The sequence below is a fragment of the Curtobacterium sp. JUb34 genome, from assembly GCF_003755065.1.
GTDB lineage: Bacteria > Actinomycetota > Actinomycetes > Actinomycetales > Microbacteriaceae > Curtobacterium.
Genome location: NZ_RJVH01000004.1, coordinates 145023 through 165475, shown reverse-complemented (window position 1 = coordinate 165475; position 20453 = coordinate 145023). Strand labels below are relative to the sequence as shown.

Genomic DNA, 20453 nt, shown 5'->3' with positions numbered 1-20453 from the left:
CTCGTCACGACCGTGGGCGACGACCACGTCACCGTGCGGGGCGTCCCGACCGGCCTGTTCATCGGCGGGGTGTGGCGGTCGTCGACGAGCGGCGCCACGTTCGCCGTCCGCGACCCCTCGACCGGCGACGTCCTGGCCGAGGTCGCCGACGCCACCCCCGAGGACGGCATCGCCGCACTCGACGCCGCGGTCGCCGCGCAGCAAGAGTGGGCCGCCACCGCACCGAGGCAGCGCTCCGACCTGCTGCGCCGCGCGTTCGACCTGGTCCGCGCGCACGAGGACGACCTGGCCGCCCTGATGACGCTCGAGATGGGCAAGCCCCTGGCCGAAGCCCGCGGCGAGGTCGTCTACGGCGGCGAGTTCCTCCGCTGGTTCTCGGAAGAGGCCGTCCGCATCGGCGGCGACTACCGCACGAACCCCGAGGGCACCGGACGTGCCATCGTGCTGAAGCGTCCGGTCGGCCCGGTGTACGCGATCACCCCGTGGAACTTCCCGCTCGCGATGGCCACCCGGAAGATCGGTCCCGCGCTGGCGGCCGGCTGCACGGTCGTCGTGAAGCCCGCCGAGCTCACACCCCTGACCACGCTGTTCCTGGTCGAGCTGTTCCGCCGTGCCGGGCTGCCGGACGGCGTCCTCAACGTGGTGCCGTCCCTCGACGCCAAGGGGCTGTCCGAGCCGATCATCGCGGACCGCCGACTCCGCAAGCTCACGTTCACCGGGTCGACGCCGGTGGGGTCCGCGCTCCTCAAGCAGGCGGCGGACAACGTGCTGAAGACGAGCATGGAGCTCGGCGGCAACGCGCCCCTGTTGGTCTTCGACGACGCCGACCTCGACGCCGCGGTGGACGCCGCGATGCTCGCGAAGTTCCGGAACGTCGGCGAAGCCTGCACCGCCGCGAACCGGTTCTTCGTGCAGGAGGGCATCGCCGACGCGTTCGTCGCCGCACTCACCGCGAAGGTCGACGCGCTCCGCATCGGCCGTGGCACCGAGGACGGTACGACGATGGGTCCGCTCATCGACGACCGCGCGGTCGACAAGGCCGCCGGACTCGTCGACGACGCCGTCGCCCGCGGCGCCCGGCTCGTCACCGGTGGACACCGCGTCGAGCGGCCCGGCACCTACTTCGCGCCGACCGTGCTCGACGAGGTGCAGCCGGGGTCGGAGATCCTGACGACCGAGATCTTCGGACCGGTCGTGTCGATCACCCGCTTCGCGACCGAGGACGAGGGCATCCGGCTCGCCAACGACACCGAGTTCGGGCTCATCGCCTACGCCTTCACGACGGACTTCCCCCGTGGGCAGCGGCTCGCCGAGCGCCTGGAGACCGGGATGCTCGGGCTGAACACGGGCGTGGTGTCGAACGCGGCGTTCCCCTTCGGCGGGGTGAAGTCGTCCGGCCTCGGCCGAGAGGGCTCGCACGAGGGCATCGAGGAGTACCTCGAGACCGTGTACGTGCTCACCCCGGACCCGTTCGCCGCCTGAACGAGCCCGGCGGCGGGTCTCAGACCAGCAGCTGGTGCTTCGCCAGGTCGCGGTAGAGCGGCGTCGACTCGACGAGCTCGGAGTGCGTGCCGGCACCGACGACCCGGCCGTGCTCGAGCACGACGATGACGTCGGAGTCCACGACGGTGGACAGCCGGTGCGCGATGACGAGCAGGGTGCGGTCCTCGGCGACGGCGTCGATCGCCAGACGCATCTTCTGCTCGTTCACGCCGTCGAGCGACGACGTCGACTCGTCGAGCAGCAGGATCGGGGGAGCGGCGAGCAGCGCGCGGGCGATCGCGAGGCGCTGCCGTTCTCCGCCGGAGAGCATCACCCCGTCCTCGCCGACCTGCGCGTCCAGCCCGCGCGGATCGCGGTGCAGCACCTCGCCGAGGTTGACCGCCTCGAGCACCCGGACGCAGTCGTCCTCGGTGGCGCCGGGCGACCCGAGCAGCAGGTTGGCGCGGATGGTGCCGGCGAGCACCGGAGCGTCCTGCTCGACGTAGCCGATCTGGGCACGGAGCTCCTGGCGGTCCATGCCCCGGACGTCGATGCCACCGAGCCGGATGACGCCCTCGGTGGGGTCGTAGAACCGCTCGATCAGGGCCAGGGTCGTCGACTTGCCGGCACCCGACGGACCCACGAGTGCCACACGCGAGCCGCGGGGAACGCGGAACGACACGTCGTGGAGCACCACGTCGTCGGCCGGACGTTCGTCGGCGAGGCGATCCGGGCCTCCTGGACGGTCCGCGGGGTCGGACGCGACCGCGCCGTCTGCTCCGGACGCATCTGCCGCGGCGGCGTAGCGGAAGGTGACGTGCTCGAACGTGATGGCGTCGTCGGACGCGACCGCGGCGGCGGGGCGCGCGGCCGCGTCGTCCTGCGCCTCGGTCGGCAGGTGCAGGATCTCCTCGATGCGGCCGAGCGCGCCGAGCGCCTGGGCGACGGCGACCGCGGCGCCCATCGCCTGACCGAGCGGCATGATCATCATGAAGAGCAGCAGGATGAACGTGATGAGCGTGGCGATGGTGATGGTGCCCGCAGCGACCTGCGCGCCGCCGACGCCGAGCACGGCGATGAACGCCACCTGCATGACGATGCTCGCGACCGGCACGACGAACGCGGACATCTTCGCGATGTCGAGGCCGCGCTGGTAGGCCTCGGTCGCGTGTCCGTCGACCTCGTGCACCTCGCGCTCGGTCGCGCCCGCGGCGCGGATGGTGCGGACGGCGCCGATGCCGCGCTCGACGGCCGCGGTCAGGTCACCGACCTTCTCCTGCGCCCGCTTCGACGCGACCCGGATGCGACGGCTCAGCCCGCCGACGACGACGATCGCGACCAGGACGATGACGACCACGATCACGAGGAGCAGCGGGTCGATGATCGCCATCGCGATGATCGCGCCGATGAAGGTGAGGGCGCCGCCGATCGACTCGATCAGGCCCTGGGTCAGGACGGCGCGCAGGAGCGTGGTGTCGCTGCCGACGCGGGACACCAGGTCGCCGGTGCGACGGGTGTCGAACTCCGAGATCGGCAGGTTGAGGATGCGCGCGATGAGCTTGCGGCGCGTGGAGAGCACGACGCCCTCACCCGCACGCTGGAGCAGGAAGTGCTGCACACCGTTCAGGATGCCGGCGACCAGGACGAGGCCGACGAGCAGCCACACGAGCGTGCTGAGCGTGTTGCCCTGCTGCACCGCCGTGACGACCTGGTTGACGAGCAACGGCTGCGCGAGGGACGCCCCGGCGCCGAGGATGCTGAGGACGATGATGACGACCATCGCCGGCTTGTTCTCGAACAGGTAGGACAACAGGCGGCCGAAGGTGGCGCGGGGGCCGTCGGTCTTCTTGGGGCGCGCGAAGGGGAGGCTCATCGTGTTCCTAGTTTCTGCCGTACTTCTTGTGCACTGCCTGTCGGCTGACACCGAGCAGGGTCGCGATCTCCTGCCACGACGCCCCGGCGTTGCGGGCAGCACGGGCAGCGAGTTCCTCGGTCCGGTCGAGTTCACGGCGGAGCTCGCGCACGCTGGCGAGGGCGGAGAACGGGTCGTCCCCGGAGGCGCCGGCCGCGAGGCTCGTGATGGTCGGTCGGTCCATGGGCGTCAACCTACATTGACGCACCGACATCTGTCAACCTGAGTTGACGGACAGGCTGGTGCGTCGGCATCGTGCGCCGGGCAGTCGGGGCGCGCACACGACGGACGGGAGGCCCGGTGCCAGCTGGCACCGGGCCTCCCGTTGGTCAGTGGTGACGTCTCAGGCGTCGGCGAACTCCTTGCTCTTCGTCTCACGGACGAAGAGCAGCGCGACGAGCGTCACGACGGCGGCGATCGTCAGGTACAGCCCGACCAGGAAGATGTTGCCGTCGGGCCGCCAGAGCGCCAGGGCGATGGTCGGGGCGAGCGAGGCGCCGAGGATCGACGCGACGTTGTACGCGATCGCCGAGCCGGTGTACCGGACGTTCGTCGGGAACAGCTCCGGCAGGAGCGCGCCCATCGGCCCGAAGGTCAGGCCCATCAGGGACAGCCCGACGATCAGGAACGTCACGACCGTGATCGGACCCTGCGACGCCGCGAACCAGAACTGGAACGTCAGACCGAACAGCGCGATGCCGATCGTGGTCGGGATGAGGGTCTTCCGGCGACCGAACCGGTCGGCCAGCATGCCGGCGATCGGGGTGAAGATGCCGAAGAAGACGACGCCGATCATGAGCAGCGTCAGGAACTCGCCACGGCTGTAGCCGAGGCCGACCTTCGGCACGAGCGGGCCGGCCTCGGCACCGGTGGTGCCGTAGGACAGCGTGAACGTCGTCATGAAGTAGAAGAGGACGTAGGTCGCGACCATGCCGAGCGTGCCGACGATGAGCGCCTTCCACGAGGTGCGGAACACCCGGCCCAGCGGGATCTTCGCGACCGTGCCGGACTCCTGGACGCCGCGGAACACCGGCGACTCGACGAGCTTGAAGCGCACGTAGAGCCCGACGATGACGAGCACCGCCGAGAGCAGGAACGGGATGCGCCAGCCCCACGCCTGGAAGTCGGCGTTCGGCGTGCCGTCGGCACCGGCGGGCATCGCGGCGTTGATCGCGATGAACAGGCCGTTCGCGAGCAGGAAGCCGATCGGCGCGCCGAGCTGCGGCATCGAACCGAAGACGCCGCGCTTGCCCTTCGGGGCGTTCTCGGTCGCGAGCAGGGCCGCGCCGGACCACTCCCCACCCAGGCCGACACCCTGGGCGAAGCGCATCACGGCGAGCAGGACCGGAGCCCAGACGCCGATGCTGCTGAACGTCGGCAGGCACCCGATCAGGAACGTCGCGGTGCCCATGACGAGGAGCGAGGCCACGAGGGTGGTCTTGCGGCCGACCCGGTCACCGAAGTGCCCGAAGATGATCGACCCGATCGGCCGCGCGAAGAAGGCGAGGGCGAACGTCACGAACGACGACAGCTGCGATGCCGTGGGGTCCTCGTTCGGGAAGAACAGCGTCGGGAAGACGAGGACCGCCGCCGTCGCGTAGACGTAGAAGTCGTAGAACTCGATCGAGGTGCCGACGAGGCTGGCGATGACGACGCGCGAGCGCGGGTTGCCTGCTGGTGCCGGAGCTGAGGTCGGGGTTGCTGGTGCCGGTGCGGCGGTCATGGGTGTCGTGTGGTCTTCCGTGGTGCGCGCTCCTGGCAGGGAGCACGGATACCCGAAGCGGCGGACACCGATCGGTTCGCGCGGGGTGGCGCGGGCACCGATCGGGTGCGTTCGGTTGGTGGGGGACCGCTTGTGACGGAAGCCCGATCATACGACAGATGTCGTCTGCCTGCGAATCAGCCCAGAGTCAGCTGGCCGCAGCGTCCGCCGCCTGCGCGCGCTCAGGCGCCCGCGCCGGCCCCCGCTTCGAGGTGCTCGGGCAGCTGGTGGCCCATCCGGTCGCGCTTGGTGTCGAGGTACCCGGCGTTCTGAACCGAGACGCCGACGACGAGCGGCACCAGGGAGTCGACGGTGATGCCGTGCTCCTCGAGCTGGCGGCGCTTCTCCGGGTTGTTCGACAGCAGCCGCACCCGGGTGATGCCGAGGTCGGCGAGGATGCCCGCGGCCCCGCCGTACGCGCGTGAGTCGGCCGGCAGCCCGAGTGCCAGGTTGGCGTCGAGTGTGTCGAGGCCGTCTTCTTGCAGGCGGTAGGCCTTGAGCTTGTTGATGAGCCCGATGCCGCGCCCTTCCTGCCCGCGCAGGTAGACCACCACCCCGCCCTCGGCGGCGATGGTGTCGAGCGCGGCGTCGAGCTGGGGTCCGCACTCGCACTTCAACGACCCGAACGCTTCGCCGGTCAGGCACTCGGAGTGCACACGGACCAGGGCGCCGTCCGACGGTGCGGACCCGTCGGGCAGCGCACCGATGATCGCGACGTGCTCCGCACCGGTGACGAGGTCGCGGTAGGCGCGCATCTGGAACGTGCCGTGGGTTGTCGGGACGTTCGTCGACACCTCGAACTGGACGGGGCTGCCCGGGGTGGAGGAGGTCAGCGCGTCGGTCATGGGGTACTCCGGTCGTTCGTGGGCCCGTCGTCTCCGAACCCGGGTGCTGCGTCGTGCTGCTGCTGTGTCTGCGGCTGCGTCGTGTCGGTGCGCTGCGGTCGGGCTCGGACGAGCAGATCGGGGCCGAGGCTGGTGGTCGATAGTACGTCCAACCGCCGACGCTCGGACATGCTTCCCACTCCGAGGTCGTCGAGGGCGACCCGGGGTCCGCCGAGCAGGACGGGGGCGACGTACACGAGGTACTCGTCGACGAGTCCGGCGGCGATGAGTGCGGACGCGACGGTGGGGCCGCCCTCGACGAACACCGAGTGCACGCCGTGCCCGCGCAGGGCGGCGAGCGAGGCCGCGAGGTCGTGCCCCGGCAGGGTCACGAGCCCGCGCGGGTGTCGTCGGACCGCGGCGTCGTCGGGCACGGCGCGGTCGCCGAGCACGACCGCGAGCGGCTGGTCGGCGAGCAGTTCGCCGGCGTCGCCCCGAGCGGTGAGGCTCGGGTCGTCCGCCAGCACGGTGCCGGTGCCGACGAGGATCGCGTCGTGCGCGGCACGCTGCTCGTGGACGTGCTGCCGGGCGGCGGCGCCGGTGATCCACTTGCTCGTGCCGTCGGCAGCGGCGGCGCGGCCGTCCAGGCTCGACGCCCACTTCACGGTGACCCAGGGACGTCCGAGGCGGACCGACAGGAGCCACCGTTCGAGGAACGCCTCGGCCTCGTCCGCGAGCACGCCGGACACGACGTCGACCCCGGCGGCCCGGAGCCGGTCGGCGCCACCGTGCACGTCCGCGCCCGGGTCGTCGATCGCGTACACGACGCGGGCGACCCCGGCCTCGATCAGGGCGACCGCGCAGGGGCCGGTCCGTCCGGTGTGGTTGCAGGGTTCGAGGGTGACGACGGCCGTGGCGCCGCGCAGCTGTGCCGGGTCGACCTTCGCCATCGCGTCGACCTCGGCGTGCGGGGTGCCGGCACCCTTGTGCCATCCCTCGGCGAGGACGTCGCCGTCGGGGGAGAGGATCACCGCGCCGACCCGTGCGTGGTCGCCCACGACGGGGCCCAGGGCCGCGAGCTCGAGTCCGCGGCGCATCGCCCGGACCTCGGTGGGTCGTGCCGTGTCGCTCACGGATCGAGCCTACCGGCGGGAGGGTCGGTGACGCGTCACCACGAGGAACGGAGCGTCACGGAGCGTCGGGCCACGCGAGTTCGGACGCGGGCGCACCGTCGGCACGACGCACCGCGGTCCAGGCGGTCGTCGGTCCACCGTCGCGTCCGGGGATCCGTGCGGGCCCGGTTCCGGTGAACGAGAACCCGGCGCTCCGGGCGACCGCGGCCGACGCCGTGTTGCCCTCGTAGCACTCCCAGTAGACGTCCGGGGCCCCGTCGGCGAACGCCCACTCCACGACGAGCTCGACCGCGTCGTGCATCAAGCCGGCACCGCGGGCCGAGGGCGCCAGCCAGAAGCCGAGGTCACGGCCCGCCGTGCGGTAGCCGATGATCCCCTCGAGCCAGGTCGATCCGCGGCGACGGATCGCCCAGGTGTACTCACGGTCCGATGCCCACCCCGGACCGACGAGGGCGTCGACGAACGTCCGTGCGTCCTGCTCGCGGTACGGCGTCGGGATCGTCGTCCAGCGGACGATGTCCGGGTCCTGGCAGGCATCGGTGATGGCCGCGGTGTCCGCCCGGGTCGGGACGTCGAGTCGGACCCGGGCGGATTCCAGCGTGACCGGCAGCACGGTCAGCCGCGCGAGCGCGGGACGAACCCGATCCGGTCGTACACGCGCGCCAGGGTCTCCTGCGCGATGGACTCGGCACGGTCCGCGCCGACGGCCAGCAGACGGTCGAGCTCGGCCGGGTCGTCGAGCAGCTCGAGCGTGCGGGCGCGCACCGGTTCGAGCTCGGCGACGACGGCCTCGGCCACCGCACCCTTGAGGTCCCCGTAGCCCTTGCCCGCGAACGAGGCCTCGAGCTCGGCGACGGGGGTCCGGCTGAACGCCGACAGGATCGCGAGCAGGTTCGTCACGCCCGGCTTTGCCTGGCGGTCGGAGCGGATCTCGCGCTCGTCGTCGGTGACGGCCGACTTGATCTTCTTCGCGGTGCGCTTCGGGTCGTCGAGCAGACGGATCAGGCCGCTGTCGGACGCCGCCGACTTGCTCATCTTGCTCGTCGGGTCCTGCAGGTCGTAGATGCGCGCCGTCTCGGTGCCGATCCGGGCCTCGGGCACGACGAACGTGTCGCCGAACCGCGAGTTGAAGCGCCCGGCCAGGTCGCGGGTCAACTCGACGTGCTGGCGCTGGTCGTCGCCGACCGGCACGACCTTGGTGTCGTACAGCAGGATGTCGGCCGCCATCAGGACCGGGTACGTGAAGAGCCCGACCGAGGCCGCCTCGGAACCCTGCCGCGCGGACTTGTCCTTGAACTGGGTCATGCGGCTCGCCTCACCGAACCCGGTGAGGGTGTTGAGCACCCAGGCGAGCTCGGCGTGGGCGGGCACGTGGGACTGCACGAACAGCGTCGACTTCGTCGGGTCGATGCCCGACGCGATGTACTGCGCTGCCGTCGCCCGGGTGCTCGCGCGGAGCTCTGCCGGGTCCTGCGGCGAGGTGATCGCGTGCATGTCGACGACGCAGTAGATGGCGTCGAAGTCGTCCTGCAGGTCGCGCCACTGCATGAGCGCCCCGACGTAGTTGCCGAGGTGCAGCGAGCCGGCGGACGGCTGGATGCCCGAGAAGATGCGGGTCTTGGTCATGGTGGTGTTCCTGTGGGTCAGGTGGAGCGCAAGCAGAGGGGTCAGAGTTCGTAGTCGACGACGACGGGGGCGTGGTCGGACCATCGCTGGTCGTACGCCGCAGCCCGGTCGACCGTGTACCCCGTCACCTTCGCCGCGAGGTCGGGCGTGGCCATCTGGTAGTCGATGCGCCAGCCGGTGTCGTTGTCGAACGCCTGTCCGCGCCAGGACCACCACGTGTAGGGCCCCTCGACGTCGCCGGCCTGCGCGCGCCCGACGTCCACCCAACCGAGGCCGGGCCCCGTCGAGCCGTCCGCGCCCTCGACCGGTTCGCCGTCGGCGCCGAAGAAGCGCGAGAAGTAGGCACGCTCGCGCGGCAGGAAGCCCGCACGCTTGACGTTGCCCTTCCAGTTCTTGATGTCGCGCTGGTCGTGCCCGACGTTCAGGTCACCGACGACGACGGCGAGCGGGTTGTGCGCGCGGAGTGCGGGCAGCCGCTCGGTCATGGCGTCGAGGAACTTCCACTTCTCGTCCTGCTTGGGGGTGTCGACCTCGCCCGAGTGGACGTAGGTGGACACGACCGTGACCGTGGTGCCGCCGATCTCGTAGTCGGCCTCGAGCCACCGGCCGGCGGAGTCGAACTCGTCGGGTCCGAGCGCGACGCGGTGGATGTGCGCGGAGTGCCGCGAGGCGATCGCGACCCCCGCCCGGCCCTTCGCGGTGGCCGGGTCGTGCACGATGTCCCACCCGTCGCCGAGCAGACCTTCGAGGTCCTCGCTCGAGGCACGGACCTCTTGCAGGGCCAGCACGTCGACGTCGCGGGTGGCGAGCCAGTCGCCCATGCCCTTGCGGAAGGCGGCGCGGACGCCGTTCACGTTGACGGATGCGAGGCGCAGGCGTGTCATGCAGACCACCTTATCGGCGGGTGCCGACAGCCCTGGGCCGCACCGGTTCGAGGTCCCGCGACTCGCCGTATGCGCGTCGCCGAGGTTCCACGACTCGCCGCGTGCGCGTCGCCGAGGTTCCACAGATCGCCAGGAGGGGCACCGAGGTTCCGAGATTTCGGAACCCCGGGAGCGGGGCTGCGAGCCGGGAGCGGGGCGGCGGGCGGGCGGGCTGCGGACGGCGGGGCGGCCGGACGACGGACGGGAGGCACGGTGCCAGCCGGCACCGTGCCTCCCGTCCGTCGAACCGCGCGATCAGGCCGCGTCGTGGTCCGTCTGCAGGAACTCGACCAGGTTGTCGGCGGTCGTCTCGGCGTCGTCGCCGGTCACGGTGAGGGCGACCTCGTCGCCGTTCTCGATGCCCAGGCCGAGCAGGGCGAGGATGCTGCCGGCGTTGCCGGACTTGTCGCCCTTGGCGATCGTGACCTGGTGGCCGGAGGCCGTCACGGTCTGGACGAAGAGGGACGCGGGGCGCGCGTGCAGTCCGGACGCGCTGGCGACGGTCACGGTGCGGGTGGCTTCGGACATCGATGTACTCCTGTCGATGGGTGGTGCGCTCATGCTAGCGAGCGCCGGATGGGCGGGTCGGGCGAGCGGTCAGGGTCGACCGGGCCAGAACACCTCGGTGCCGGCGGCCTCGACCTCGCGGACCAGGTCGAGGTTGACGGCGGGGTCGGTGATGATCGTGTCGATGGCGGCGAGGGGTGCGACGCGGCCGAACTCCTCGCGACCGAACTTGGTGTGGTCGGCGAGCAGGATGCTCCGTCGGGCGGACTTGATCATCGCCGACTTCACCGCCGCCTCGGCCATGTTGTGGGTCGTCAGGCCGCGCTCCGGGGTGATGCCGTTGATGCTCACGAAGGCGACGTCGACGCTGACCATGCCGATGAGCTGGTGCGTCCACGTGCCGACGCCGGCCAGGGAGTCGCTGCGGATGTTGCCGCCGAGCAGGTGGAGGTCGATGCCAGGACGGTTCGCGACGGCCATCGCCACGGGGAGCGAGTGCGTGACGACGGTGAGTCCGCGGTCGGTCGGCAGCATCTCGGCGAGGCAGATGGTGGACGTGCCGGCGTCGATCATGACCGAGCCGTTCTCCGGCAGCTCCTCGAGCGCGGCCTCGGCGATGACCATCTTCTCGGCCTGGTTGATGCCGCCGCGGTCGCCGACGCCGGGGTGGATCGTGATGCGCTCGACGGGGATCGCGCCGCCGTGGGCACGTCGGACCAGCCCGCGGCGTTCGAGGCTCGTCAGGTCGCGACGGATGGTCTCCGGCGTGACCTCGAGCAGTTCGGCGAGGTCCTTGACGTCGACCCGCCCCTGCGTGCGCGCCTGCTCGACGATGCGCTGGTGGCGTTCTGGTGCGTACATCGGACCTCGTCGTCTCCTGGTCGGAACGGAACGGACATGTCCGGGCACGAACCTGACGGAACCGAACCGGAGTGGCTGGCCGCCAGACGCAAACGGGCATCTGTTTCTGCATTTTTATCCCCGGATGTGTTTGTTTGTCAACGCGGATCGGGGTAGTGTGCTGCTCAGCCGCACCGGCGAGGTCCCGTCTCAGCCGTGCGCGCACCGAACGAACACCCCACCGCAAGCGCGTGTGAGATGAAGGAGTCTCGAATGTCCGAACTGCTCGGCACCGGCGTCGGCCGTGGCGTCGCCCACGGCCCCGTGCTCCGCATGGCGGACCCGCTCGGCGAACCGTCGAAGGACGCCCTGACCGGTTCGGCGGACGACGCGAAGCAGGCCGTGCACGACGCACTGGCCGCCGTGGCCGAGGACCTCAACAAGCGCGGACAGCTCGCCGGCGGCGACGCCCAGGCCGTGCTCGAGGCGCAGGCGCTCATGGCGCAGGACCCGACGCTCCTCGACGACGTGCACACGCGCATCGACGGCGGCACCAACGCCGAGCGCGCCGTGTACGAGGCGTTTGCCCAGTTCCGCGACCTGCTCGTCGGCATGGGCGGCTACATGGGGGAGCGCGCAGCCGACCTCGACGACGTCGCCCAGCGCATCATCGCGAAGCTCCGCGGCGTGCACGCCCCCGGTGTCCCCGAATCGGACACCCCCTTCGTCCTCGTCGCCCGTGACCTCGCCCCGGCCGACACCGCGCTGCTGGACCTCGACAAGGTCCTCGCGCTGGTCACCCGAGACGGCGGCCCGACCTCGCACACCGCGATCCTCGCCCGCGCCAAGGGCATCACCGCGATCGTCGGCGTCACCGGCGCCGACGACCTGGTCGACGGTCAGGCGATCGTGGTCGACGCCGTCGCCGGCACGGTCGTCACCGAGCCGTCCGAGTCCCTCGTGTCCGAGGTCGAGCAGCGCATCGCCGACCGGCTCGCCGCAGCCGCCGCACCGCTCACCGCCGGTGCCCTCGCCGACGGTCACGTCGTGCCCCTGCTCGCGAACCTCGGCAGCCCCGCCGACGCCGCGGGTGCCGTTGCTCTCGGTGCGGAGGGCGTGGGGCTCTTCCGCACCGAGTTCCTCTTCCTCGACTCGCCGAAGGCGCCGACCGTCGACGAGCAGACCGAGTCGTACCGCCAGCTCCTCGCCGCGTTCCCGGGCAAGAAGGTCGTCGTCCGTGCGCTCGACGCCGGCGCCGACAAGCCGCTGCCGTTCCTCACCGACAAGGACGAGGAGAACCCCGCGCTCGGTCGCCGTGGTCTCCGTGCGCTGCGGAACCACCCCGAGGTCCTGCGCGACCAGCTCGTCGCGCTGGCCCAGGCGGACGCCGCGACCGAGGCCGACCTCTGGGTGATGGCTCCGATGGTCGCCGACGCCGAGGAGACCGAGTACTTCGTCACCCTGGCCCGCGAGCTCGGCATCCGCACCGCCGGCGTGATGGCCGAGGTGCCGTCGCTCGCGCTCATGGCCGAACAGGTCTTCCAGAACGCGGACTTCGTGTCGATCGGCACGAACGACCTGACCCAGTACACGATGGCCGCCGACCGCATGCTCGGCACCGTCGCGTCGTACCAGGACCCGTGGCACCCCGCCGTCCTGCGCCTCGTCGCGCAGCTCGGTGCGGCCGGTGCCGACGCGGGCAAGGCCGTCGGCATCTGCGGTGAGGCCGCGGCCGACCCGCTGCTCGCCGTGGTGCTCGTCGGACTCGGCGCCACCACCCTCTCCATGACTCCCGCGGCCCTGGCCGACGTGCGCGCCGAACTCGGTCAGCACACGCTCGAGCAGGCCCGTGAGATGGCCCAGGCGGCACTCGCCGCGAGCACGGCGGCGGCCGCGAAGTCCGCCGCGGCCGCAGCGCACGCCGCCTGAGCACGCACCACCGGCACCACCCCTCCCCGCACCACGCAGCAGCTCCACCACACAGAAAGTCACCGCACATGACAACGTCGTCCGTTGCAGCGCCCGACGCACCCGCGAAGTCGCGGGGCGGCGCACGCGTCGCCGTTCAGAAGTTCGGCACGTTCCTCTCCGGCATGGTCATGCCCAACATCGCGATCTTCATCGCGTGGGGCATCATCACCGCCTTCTTCATCGAGACCGGCTGGACGCCCGTGGGCATCCTCGGTGGCTTCGGTGAGACGGGCGGCGTCGCCAACGTCGGCCTGGTCGGGCCGATCCTGACCTACCTCATCCCGCTCGCGATCGCGATCCAGGGCGGCCGGATGGTCTACGAGACCCGCGGCGCGGTCGTCGGTTCGATCATGACCATGGGCGTCATCATCGGTGCGAACGGCACGACGATGATCCTCGGCGCGATGATCTGCGGACCGCTCGGTGCGTACCTCATCAAGCAGATCGACAAGATCTGGGACGGCAAGATCAAGCCGGGCTTCGAGATGCTCGTCAACAACTACGCGGCCGGCATCCTCGGCTTCGGTCTGGCGATGGCCGGGTTCTTCTGGCTCGCCCCGCTGTTCAAGCTCATCGCCGAGGGCCTCGGCGACGCGGTGAACTTCCTCGTCCAGCACTCGCTGCTGCCGCTCGCCAGCGTCATCATCGAGCCGGCCAAGGTGTTCTTCCTCAACAACGCGATCAACCACGGTGTGCTCGACCAGCTCGGCGCGCAGCAGGTCCAGGAGTCGGGCAAGTCGATCCTGTTCCTGCTCGAGGCGAACCCCGGCCCCGGCCTCGGTCTGCTCCTCGCCTTCACCTTCTTCGGTGTCGGCATCGCCCGCTCGACCGCTCCCGGCGCGATCATCATCCAGTTCTTCGGTGGCATCCACGAGATCTACTTCCCGTACGTGCTGCAGAAGCCGGTCCTGTTCATCGCCGTCATCCTCGGTGGTGCCACGGGCGTCGCGACGAACGTCGCGTTCCAGTCCGGCCTCGTCGCTCCGGCGTCGCCCGGGTCGATCTTCGCCGTGCTCGGTGCCACGGAGCGCAACAGCTTCCTCGGCGTCATCCTGTCGGTCGTCCTGTCCGCCGCGGTGTCCTTCGCGGTCTCGTCGTTCTTCCTGCTCGCCAGCCGCAAGCGCGACCTGGCCAACGGCGGCGGCGACATGAGTGCCGCGATGGCGAAGCTCCAGGCGAACAAGGGCCGCGACGTCAACTCGGCGACGGCGGGTCTGCTCGGCAACAACGCCCCGGCGAACACCGAAGAGGCCGCCGCGTCGGGCACCACCGCCACCGCGACGAAGGTCCAGAACCTGGTCTTCGCCTGCGACGCGGGCATGGGCTCGAGTGCGATGGGCGCCAGCGTCCTGCGCAACAAGATCAAGAAGGCGGGCATCGAAGGGGTCACGGTCTCCAACAAGGCGATCGCGAACCTGTCCGGTGACGAGGACCTGATCATCACGCAGGAAGAACTGACGGACCGCGCCAAGCAGAAGAACCCGAACGCGCAGCACGTGTCGGTCGGCAACTTCATGAACGCGCCGCAGTACGACCAGGTCGTCGAGCAGCTCAAGAACCAGTAACGCCACAACCAGTAACGAAGTGCAGTATCGGAGGGGACGGGGATGACCCGTCCCCTCCGACACGCCCTCGATCACCAAGGAGAACCACGATGCCCGTCCTGCAGGAGAGCCAGATCCGGATCCACACCGAGGACACCGCGCCGACCAAGTCGGAGGCGATGAAGGAGGCGGCCGAGATCCTCGAGGCTGCGGGCGCGGTCACCTCGGACTACTACCCGGCGATGCTCGAGCGCGAGAAGAGCGTGTCCACCTACATGGGCAACTTCCTCGCGATCCCGCACGGCACCAACGACGCGAAGGACGCCATCAAGTCGTCCGCCCTGTCGTTCATCCGCTACGCCAGCCCGATCGACTGGGACGGCAACCCGGTGCGCTTCGTCGTCGGCATCGCCGGCGTGAACAACGAGCACCTCGACATCCTGTCCAAGATCGCGATCGTGTTCTCCGACGAGGACGAGGTCCAGAAGCTCACCGACGCGGCCGACACCAGCGCGATCCTGTCGATCCTCGGCGAGGTCAACGAGTGAGCACCACCGACCGGGGCACCGCCGTCCACTTCGGTGCCGGCAACATCGGCCGTGGCTTCGTCGGGCTGCTCCTGCACGAAGCGGGCTACGAGGTCGTCTTCGCCGACGTCGCCGCGCCGCTGATCGACGCGCTGGCCGCCGCCGACTCGTACACCGTCCACGAGGTCGGCGCCGGCGCGCAGGATCACGAGGTCACGAACTTCCGTGCGCTGAACAGCGCGCAGGACGAGGACGGTGTCGTCGCCGAGATCGCCGCCGCCGCCGTCGTCACCTGCGCCGTGGGCCCGAACGTCCTGAAGTTCATCGCGCCGGTCATCGCGCGTGCGCTCGTCGCCCGCGACGCCTCGGCCGCTCCGATCGCCGTGATGGCGTGCGAGAACGCGCTGAACGCCACGGACCGCCTGCGCGAGTTCATCGTCGACGCGCTCCCGGCCGAGGGCCGCGACGCGGCGCTGGCGAAGGCCGTCTTCGCGAACACCGCCGTCGACCGCATCGTGCCGGCCCAGCCCGAGGGCGCCGGCCTGGACGTCACCGTCGAGACCTACTTCGAGTGGGCCATCGACCGCACGCCGTTCGGCGGGAACGAGCCGGAGATCCCCGGTGCGCACTACGTCGACGGCCTCGCCGCCTCGATCGAGCGCAAGCTCTTCACGGTCAACACCGGGCACGCCACCGTTGCGTACCACGGCTTCGTCGCCGGTGCGGACAAGATCTCCGACGCCGTCGCGATCCCGGCCGTGCGTGCCGAGCTCGAGTCCGTGCTCGCCGAGACGAGCGACCTGCTCGTGCGTCGTCACGAACTCGACCCCGAGGTGCACCGCGCCTACGTCCAGGCGATCATCGCGCGGTTCGAGAACCCGCACCTGCCCGACACGGTGACGCGCGTCGGCCGTCAGCCGCTCCGCAAGCTGTCACGCGACGAGCGGTTCGTCTCGCCGGCCGCGTCGCTGGCCGAGGACGGCACCGAGCCGACGGCGCTGCTCGACGCGATGGGCGCGGCGCTCCGCTTCGACGTCGCGGACGACGAGCAGAGCGTCGAGCTGCAGGCGCTCCTGGCATCGGACGCGTCCGATGCCGACGTGGTGACGCAGATCACCGGCCTGGCCGCGGAGCACCCGCTGCACGCGGCGTTCGCGGACCGGGTGCGTGTCGCGCGCGGCTGACGCTCTCGACGTGGCCCGATGACGACGGGAGGCCCGGTGCCAGCTGGCACCGGGCCTCCCGTCTTCACGTGGTCACCGCGTCGGCCCCACCCGGATCGTGAGCCCGCCGTGGTCCATCGTGAGCCGCACCGCGACCACGGTGCCGAACGGGTCACCGTCGAGCTGGATCTGCTCGGGGTGGTCGAGCGCGAGGTCGAGGACCCGCGCGCTCGTGTACCGCAGCGTCCGGGTGGCCGGGATGAGCCACGACAGGAAGCGTCCGAACCCGGTCCGGTGGAAGAACCGGTTCAGGGACAGCCCGTAGCCGACCCCGGCCCACCCGACCGTCCGACCCGGTCGGAACGCGACCGCGTCGAGGACCCCGTCGTCCGGTTCCGCCTCGGGCAGGAGGAGCACGCCGGCGGTCAGCGTGCCGCAGTTGCCGACGATGACCGTGTGTGCCCGCATCGTCCGGGTGTCGCCGTCGTCGAGTGCGTACCGCAGGTCGATCTGCCGGTTGCCGATGACGGACCGCATGATCGGGTCGGAGTAGGCGAGCCACCCGAACCGTTTCTTCAGGCGTGCGTTGGTGTTGGCCGCCATGTTCGCGTCGAGTCCGATGCCGGCCATCACCAGGAACGCGTGGCGTGTCGTCGTGCCCTGCGGGTCGGTGAGCTCGGCGAACGCGAGGTCGACCGGCCGATCGGTCCCACTGAAGGCGGCTCGGACCGACCCGGCGACGTCGTTCAGCGGGATGCGCAGGTTCCGGGCGTACAGGTTCCCGGTGCCGACGGGGAGCACAGCAAGGGGCACGCCGGAACCCTGCAGCACCTCGGCTGCGACGCGCAGCGTGCCGTCGCCGCCGACGACCAGGACGACGTCCGGCGCGCTGGCGAGTGCGTCGGTCGCGGCGGCGCGGCCGTCGTCGGACGCCGCGGTCTCGAACCAGGTCGTGGGAGCCCAGCCGCTCCGGTCCTCCTCAGCCGCGACGGTGTTGCGGAGCACCCGCAGGTCGACCTTGGACGGGTTGACGACGATCGCGGCGCGGCATGTGAGGACGATACCGAACAGCCGTCGTCGGCCGGAACGGACGGGTCCTGTCCGGTATCGGCTGATCCGGGCGAACCTGGGAGTCAGGACCTCGGAACACATGCGATCCGGACACACTCGGGACACGGTGAACGCCGGGTGTCTCCGATGCCCGATCGGCTCTTCGCCATCTCAGGCAGGGGCCTCCGTGGCCAGAACGCCCATCCTCCGTCCGCTCATCGTCGTCAGCACCGGGATCGGGTTGGCCGCAGCGCTCGCCCTCGGCGCCTCCTCAGCCGCGTCCGCCGCCACCATCATCGACGGCCCCGTGGGCCTCGGGACAGCGGCGAGCTACGGCGTCCTCGGCGCCCAGAGCGTCACCAACACCGGGCCGAGCGTGGTCAACGGCGACCTCGGCGTCTCGCCGGGCACGTCGATCACCGGCTTCGGCGGTCCTGGCAACGGGATCGTGAACGGCACCGTCCACCAGACCGACGCCGCCGCGGCCCAGGCGCAGGCCGACACCACGACCGCGTACGGCGTCGCGGCGTCGTTGACCCCCACGCGCGGCGGACTCGAGGAACTCAACGGGCTGAGCCTGACCCCGGGCGTCTACAACGGCAGCACGTTGCAGCTGGCGAACAACGGCCAACTGACGCTCGCCGGCAGCGCGGACTCCGTCTGGGTGTTCCAGGCCGCATCGACCCTGACCATCGGGTCCGGCACGAGGATCGTCATCACCGGCGGCGCGAGCTCGTGCAACGTGTTCTGGCAGGTCGGCAGTTCCGCGACCATCGGCACCGCCGCCCAGTTCCAGGGCACGGTCCTCGCCGACCAGTCCGTGACCGCCACGACGGGTGCGACCGTCGTGGGCCGACTGCTCGCCCGGAACGCATCGGTGACGCTCGACAACAACACCATCACCCGGCCGACGAACTGCCCGGCTGCCGGCACACCGTCCGAGAGCGTTGCTCCGACGATCACCTCGGGCACGCCGACCGACGCCACCGCTGGCACGCCGTACTCCTTCCCCGTCACCGCGACGGGCAACCCGGCGCCCACCTACTCCGACGGCGGGACCCTGCCCCCGGGCCTCACGATCAACCCGGACACGGGCGTCATCTCCGGCACGCCGACCACGCCCGGCACCACCACGGTGACGATCACGGTCGACAACGGAACCGCACCGCCGGACACCGAGACCTACGTCGTGACCGTCCGCGGGCCCGCGCCCACCGCGACACCCACACCGACGCCGACCGCCTCGGCCCCCGTGCCCACCGCACCCGCCTCGACGGCTCCCGCCGTGCCGGTCGTGGGTGGGAACGGCAGTGGTGGTGGCGGCACCACCGAGCTCGCCTTCACGGGGAGCGACCCGACGATCCCGCTCACCGCGGCGGGCGCGATGCTGCTCGCCGGCATCGCCGTGACGGTGCTCCGTGGACGGACGCTCCGTGCACGACGCCGGATCCTGTCCGAGGACCACTGACGGGTGACCGAGCCGGCGCCGTCGGCCGTCCCGGCACTGACGGTGCCGGCGGCCCCGGCGTAGCGTCGGCCGCATGACGAAGCACTGGGTGGCACCGCGGTTCGGCGGCAGCGAGGTCCTCGAGTTCGTGGACACCGAGGTCGCCGCACCCGGGCCCGGCGAGGTCACCATCGCGGTCCGAGCCGCCGGCATGAACCCCGCCGACACGAAGCACACGCGGCAGGGCGACCCGGCCGACCTGCCGATCCCCGTCGGCTACGAGGTCGCCGGGGTGCTCACCGCTGTCGGACCCGACACGACCATCGCGTCGGGTGGGGGAGCGGTCGGCGACGAGGTCCTGGCGTTCCGGGTCGCCGGTGGGTGGGCGTCGGAGCTGACCGTCCCAGCGGCCGACGTGTTCGCCAAGCCTGCAGCGCTCGGGTTCCCCGAGGCGGCGAACCTGCTCCTCGCGGGCACGACCGCCGCCGACATGCTGCGCGTCACCCGCGCCGCCGGGCGCGACACCGTGCTCGTGCACGGCGCGTCGGGGGCGGTGGGCGTGAGCCTGCTGCAGCAGCTCCGCCTGCTCGGCGCGCGGGTGATCGGCACGACCTCCGAGCGTGGTGCGGACGTCGTCGGACGCTTCGGCGGCGAGTGGGTCGCGTACGGTGACGGCCTGGAGGCGCGGGTCCGGTCGATCGCGCCCTCCGGCATCGACGTGGCACTGGACTGCGTCGGGACCGACGAGGCCGTCGACGTCTCGCTCTCGGTGGTCGCCGACCGCGACCGCATCGTCACGATCGCCGCGCCGGCGCGCGCCGCCGAGGCGGGGTTCGCGGCGGTCGGCGGAGCCCAGCCCGAGAGCAAGGCGTTCCGTGACTCGGTGCGCCAGCGGCTGATCGACCTGGCTGCGGCCGGCGAGCTCGAGGTCCCGGTGGCGCGCACGTTCCCGCTCGCCGATGCGAAGGCGGCCGCGGAGCTGCTGGAGTCCGGCCACCCCGGGGGCAAGCTGGCCCTGCTGCCCTGAGCCGCTCGGTGCGCTGTCGGTGCGCTCTCGGTGCGCTGTCGCTTCGCTGTCGCTTCGCTGTCCTCCGCTGGGGGGACGTGTCGGGTCGCCGCCGCTGCCAGACTCGGTCGTGGTCGATGTCCGGCCACCGGAAGGAACTAACCAGTGAGTGACCCGTACCCGCCGCAGAACCCGTACGGCCAGCAGCCCGGACCGTACGGCCAGCAGCCCGGACCGTACGGGCAGCAGCCCGGACCGTACGGCCAGCAGCCCGGACCGTACGGCCAGCAGCCGACCGGTCCGCGCCAACCGCCGCTGTGGGCTCCCTGGTACGGGATCCCGTTCGTGCAGGCCTTCCCGCGGTTCTGGAAGAAGTACGTCCGGTTCGACGGCCGTGCCAGCCAGTCGGAGTTCTGGTTCTGGGCCCTCTGGTACGTCATCGGCTCGGCGGCCACCGGCCTCGTCGGGGGGTTCTTCAACGTGCTGCCGTTCGTCGACGACGCGTCGAACGGGCTGAGCGGCCTGTGGGCCCTCGCCTGCGCGCTCGGCTTCATCGCCCTGACGGTGCGCCGACTGCACGACGTGAACCTGAGCGGGTACTTCGCCTTCTTCTTCCTCATCCCGCCGCTCGGCGTCCTGTTCTCGCTGATCGTCGGCCTGATGGGGTCGAACCCGCAAGGCCAGCGGTACGACGAGCCCCACCGCGGGTAGCGAGCGACGGCCCCGCGACGCTTCT

18 protein-coding genes and 1 pseudogene are annotated in these 20453 nt (G+C 71.1%); 8 read left to right on the top strand and 11 right to left on the bottom strand.

The window, feature by feature from the left end:
- Nucleotides 1-12 precede the first annotated feature (12 nt).
- On the top strand, nt 13-1482 hold the full coding sequence (locus EDF63_RS14745) for an NAD-dependent succinate-semialdehyde dehydrogenase (RefSeq protein WP_123314073.1): 1470 nt from the start codon (nt 13-15) through the stop codon (nt 1480-1482).
- A 19-nt stretch (nt 1483-1501) separates the two neighbouring features.
- Here EDF63_RS14745 and EDF63_RS14740 read toward each other — a convergent pair whose 3' ends face one another.
- From EDF63_RS14740 to EDF63_RS14695, 10 genes and pseudogenes are all read right to left on the bottom strand, one after another.
- Nucleotides 1502-3355, bottom strand: a complete 1854-nt coding sequence (locus tag EDF63_RS14740) for an ABC transporter ATP-binding protein (protein WP_123313782.1) — start codon at nt 3353-3355, stop codon at nt 1502-1504.
- 7 nt (nt 3356-3362) lie between these two features.
- Nucleotides 3363-3578 (bottom strand): hypothetical protein, encoded by a 216-nt coding sequence (locus EDF63_RS14735; RefSeq protein WP_111084200.1) that lies wholly within the window; start codon nt 3576-3578, stop codon nt 3363-3365.
- 159 nt (nt 3579-3737) lie between these two features.
- Nucleotides 3738-5117 carry an MFS transporter gene (locus tag EDF63_RS14730; RefSeq protein ID WP_123313781.1) on the bottom strand — a complete coding sequence of 460 codons (1380 nt, stop codon included), beginning with the start codon at nt 5115-5117 and terminating at the stop codon, nt 3738-3740.
- Nucleotides 5118-5338: 221 nt separating this feature from the next.
- Nucleotides 5339-5968: pseudogene (ribA, locus tag EDF63_RS14725) on the bottom strand (GTP cyclohydrolase II); the annotation flags it as partial.
- A 29-nt stretch (nt 5969-5997) separates the two neighbouring features.
- Nucleotides 5998-7077 carry a bifunctional diaminohydroxyphosphoribosylaminopyrimidine deaminase/5-amino-6-(5-phosphoribosylamino)uracil reductase RibD gene (gene ribD, locus EDF63_RS14720; protein WP_123314072.1) on the bottom strand — a complete coding sequence of 360 codons (1080 nt, stop codon included), beginning with the start codon at nt 7075-7077 and terminating at the stop codon, nt 5998-6000.
- Nucleotides 7078-7168: 91 nt separating this feature from the next.
- Complete coding sequence (locus EDF63_RS14715) at nt 7169-7726, bottom strand: GNAT family N-acetyltransferase (protein WP_185021447.1); 558 nt, start codon at nt 7724-7726, stop codon at nt 7169-7171.
- 2 nt (nt 7727-7728) lie between these two features.
- Nucleotides 7729-8739, bottom strand: coding sequence for a tryptophan--tRNA ligase (gene trpS, locus EDF63_RS14710; protein WP_123313778.1), 1011 nt, complete (start codon nt 8737-8739; stop codon nt 7729-7731).
- 41 nt (nt 8740-8780) lie between these two features.
- Nucleotides 8781-9623, bottom strand: coding sequence for an exodeoxyribonuclease III (locus tag EDF63_RS14705; protein WP_123313777.1), 843 nt, complete (start codon nt 9621-9623; stop codon nt 8781-8783).
- A gap of 294 nt (nt 9624-9917) precedes the next feature.
- Nucleotides 9918-10190, bottom strand: coding sequence for an HPr family phosphocarrier protein (locus EDF63_RS14700; RefSeq protein ID WP_123313776.1), 273 nt, complete (start codon nt 10188-10190; stop codon nt 9918-9920).
- 69 nt (nt 10191-10259) lie between these two features.
- Nucleotides 10260-11030, bottom strand: coding sequence for a DeoR/GlpR family DNA-binding transcription regulator (locus EDF63_RS14695; protein WP_123313775.1), 771 nt, complete (start codon nt 11028-11030; stop codon nt 10260-10262).
- Nucleotides 11031-11282: 252 nt separating this feature from the next.
- On the opposite strand from EDF63_RS14695, the gene ptsP reads away from it, so the two are divergent.
- The 4 genes from ptsP (at nt 11283) to EDF63_RS14675 (ending at nt 16235) form a co-directional block, all read left to right on the top strand.
- Nucleotides 11283-12938 (top strand): phosphoenolpyruvate--protein phosphotransferase, encoded by a 1656-nt coding sequence (ptsP, locus tag EDF63_RS14690; RefSeq protein ID WP_123313774.1) that lies wholly within the window; start codon nt 11283-11285, stop codon nt 12936-12938.
- 68 nt (nt 12939-13006) lie between these two features.
- The gene (locus EDF63_RS14685) at nt 13007-14545 is read left to right on the top strand and encodes a PTS mannitol transporter subunit IICB (protein WP_123313773.1); all 1539 of its coding nucleotides are present in this window, start codon (nt 13007-13009) and stop codon (nt 14543-14545) included.
- 89 nt (nt 14546-14634) lie between these two features.
- Nucleotides 14635-15072, top strand: a complete 438-nt coding sequence (locus tag EDF63_RS14680; protein ID WP_123313772.1) for a PTS sugar transporter subunit IIA — start codon at nt 14635-14637, stop codon at nt 15070-15072.
- Nucleotides 15069-16235, top strand: a complete 1167-nt coding sequence (locus EDF63_RS14675; RefSeq protein ID WP_123313771.1) for a mannitol-1-phosphate 5-dehydrogenase — start codon at nt 15069-15071, stop codon at nt 16233-16235. Before EDF63_RS14680 ends, EDF63_RS14675 begins: the two co-directional genes overlap by 4 nt.
- A 72-nt stretch (nt 16236-16307) precedes the next feature.
- Here EDF63_RS14675 and EDF63_RS14670 read toward each other — a convergent pair whose 3' ends face one another.
- On the bottom strand, nt 16308-17219 hold the full coding sequence (locus tag EDF63_RS14670; protein ID WP_260233127.1) for a diacylglycerol kinase family protein: 912 nt from the start codon (nt 17217-17219) through the stop codon (nt 16308-16310).
- 232 nt (nt 17220-17451) lie between these two features.
- Here EDF63_RS14670 and EDF63_RS14665 point away from each other — a divergent pair, with 232 nt between their 5' ends.
- From EDF63_RS14665 to EDF63_RS14655, 3 genes are all read left to right on the top strand, one after another.
- Nucleotides 17452-18732, top strand: a complete 1281-nt coding sequence (locus tag EDF63_RS14665) for an ice-binding family protein (protein ID WP_185021446.1) — start codon at nt 17452-17454, stop codon at nt 18730-18732.
- A 73-nt stretch (nt 18733-18805) separates the two neighbouring features.
- Entirely contained in the window at nt 18806-19738 is a 933-nt protein-coding gene (locus EDF63_RS14660) for an NADP-dependent oxidoreductase (RefSeq protein WP_123313768.1), read from the top strand.
- A gap of 144 nt (nt 19739-19882) precedes the next feature.
- Nucleotides 19883-20428, top strand: a complete 546-nt coding sequence (locus tag EDF63_RS14655) for a DUF805 domain-containing protein (protein ID WP_123313767.1) — start codon at nt 19883-19885, stop codon at nt 20426-20428.
- Nucleotides 20429-20453: the final 25 nt, after the last annotated feature.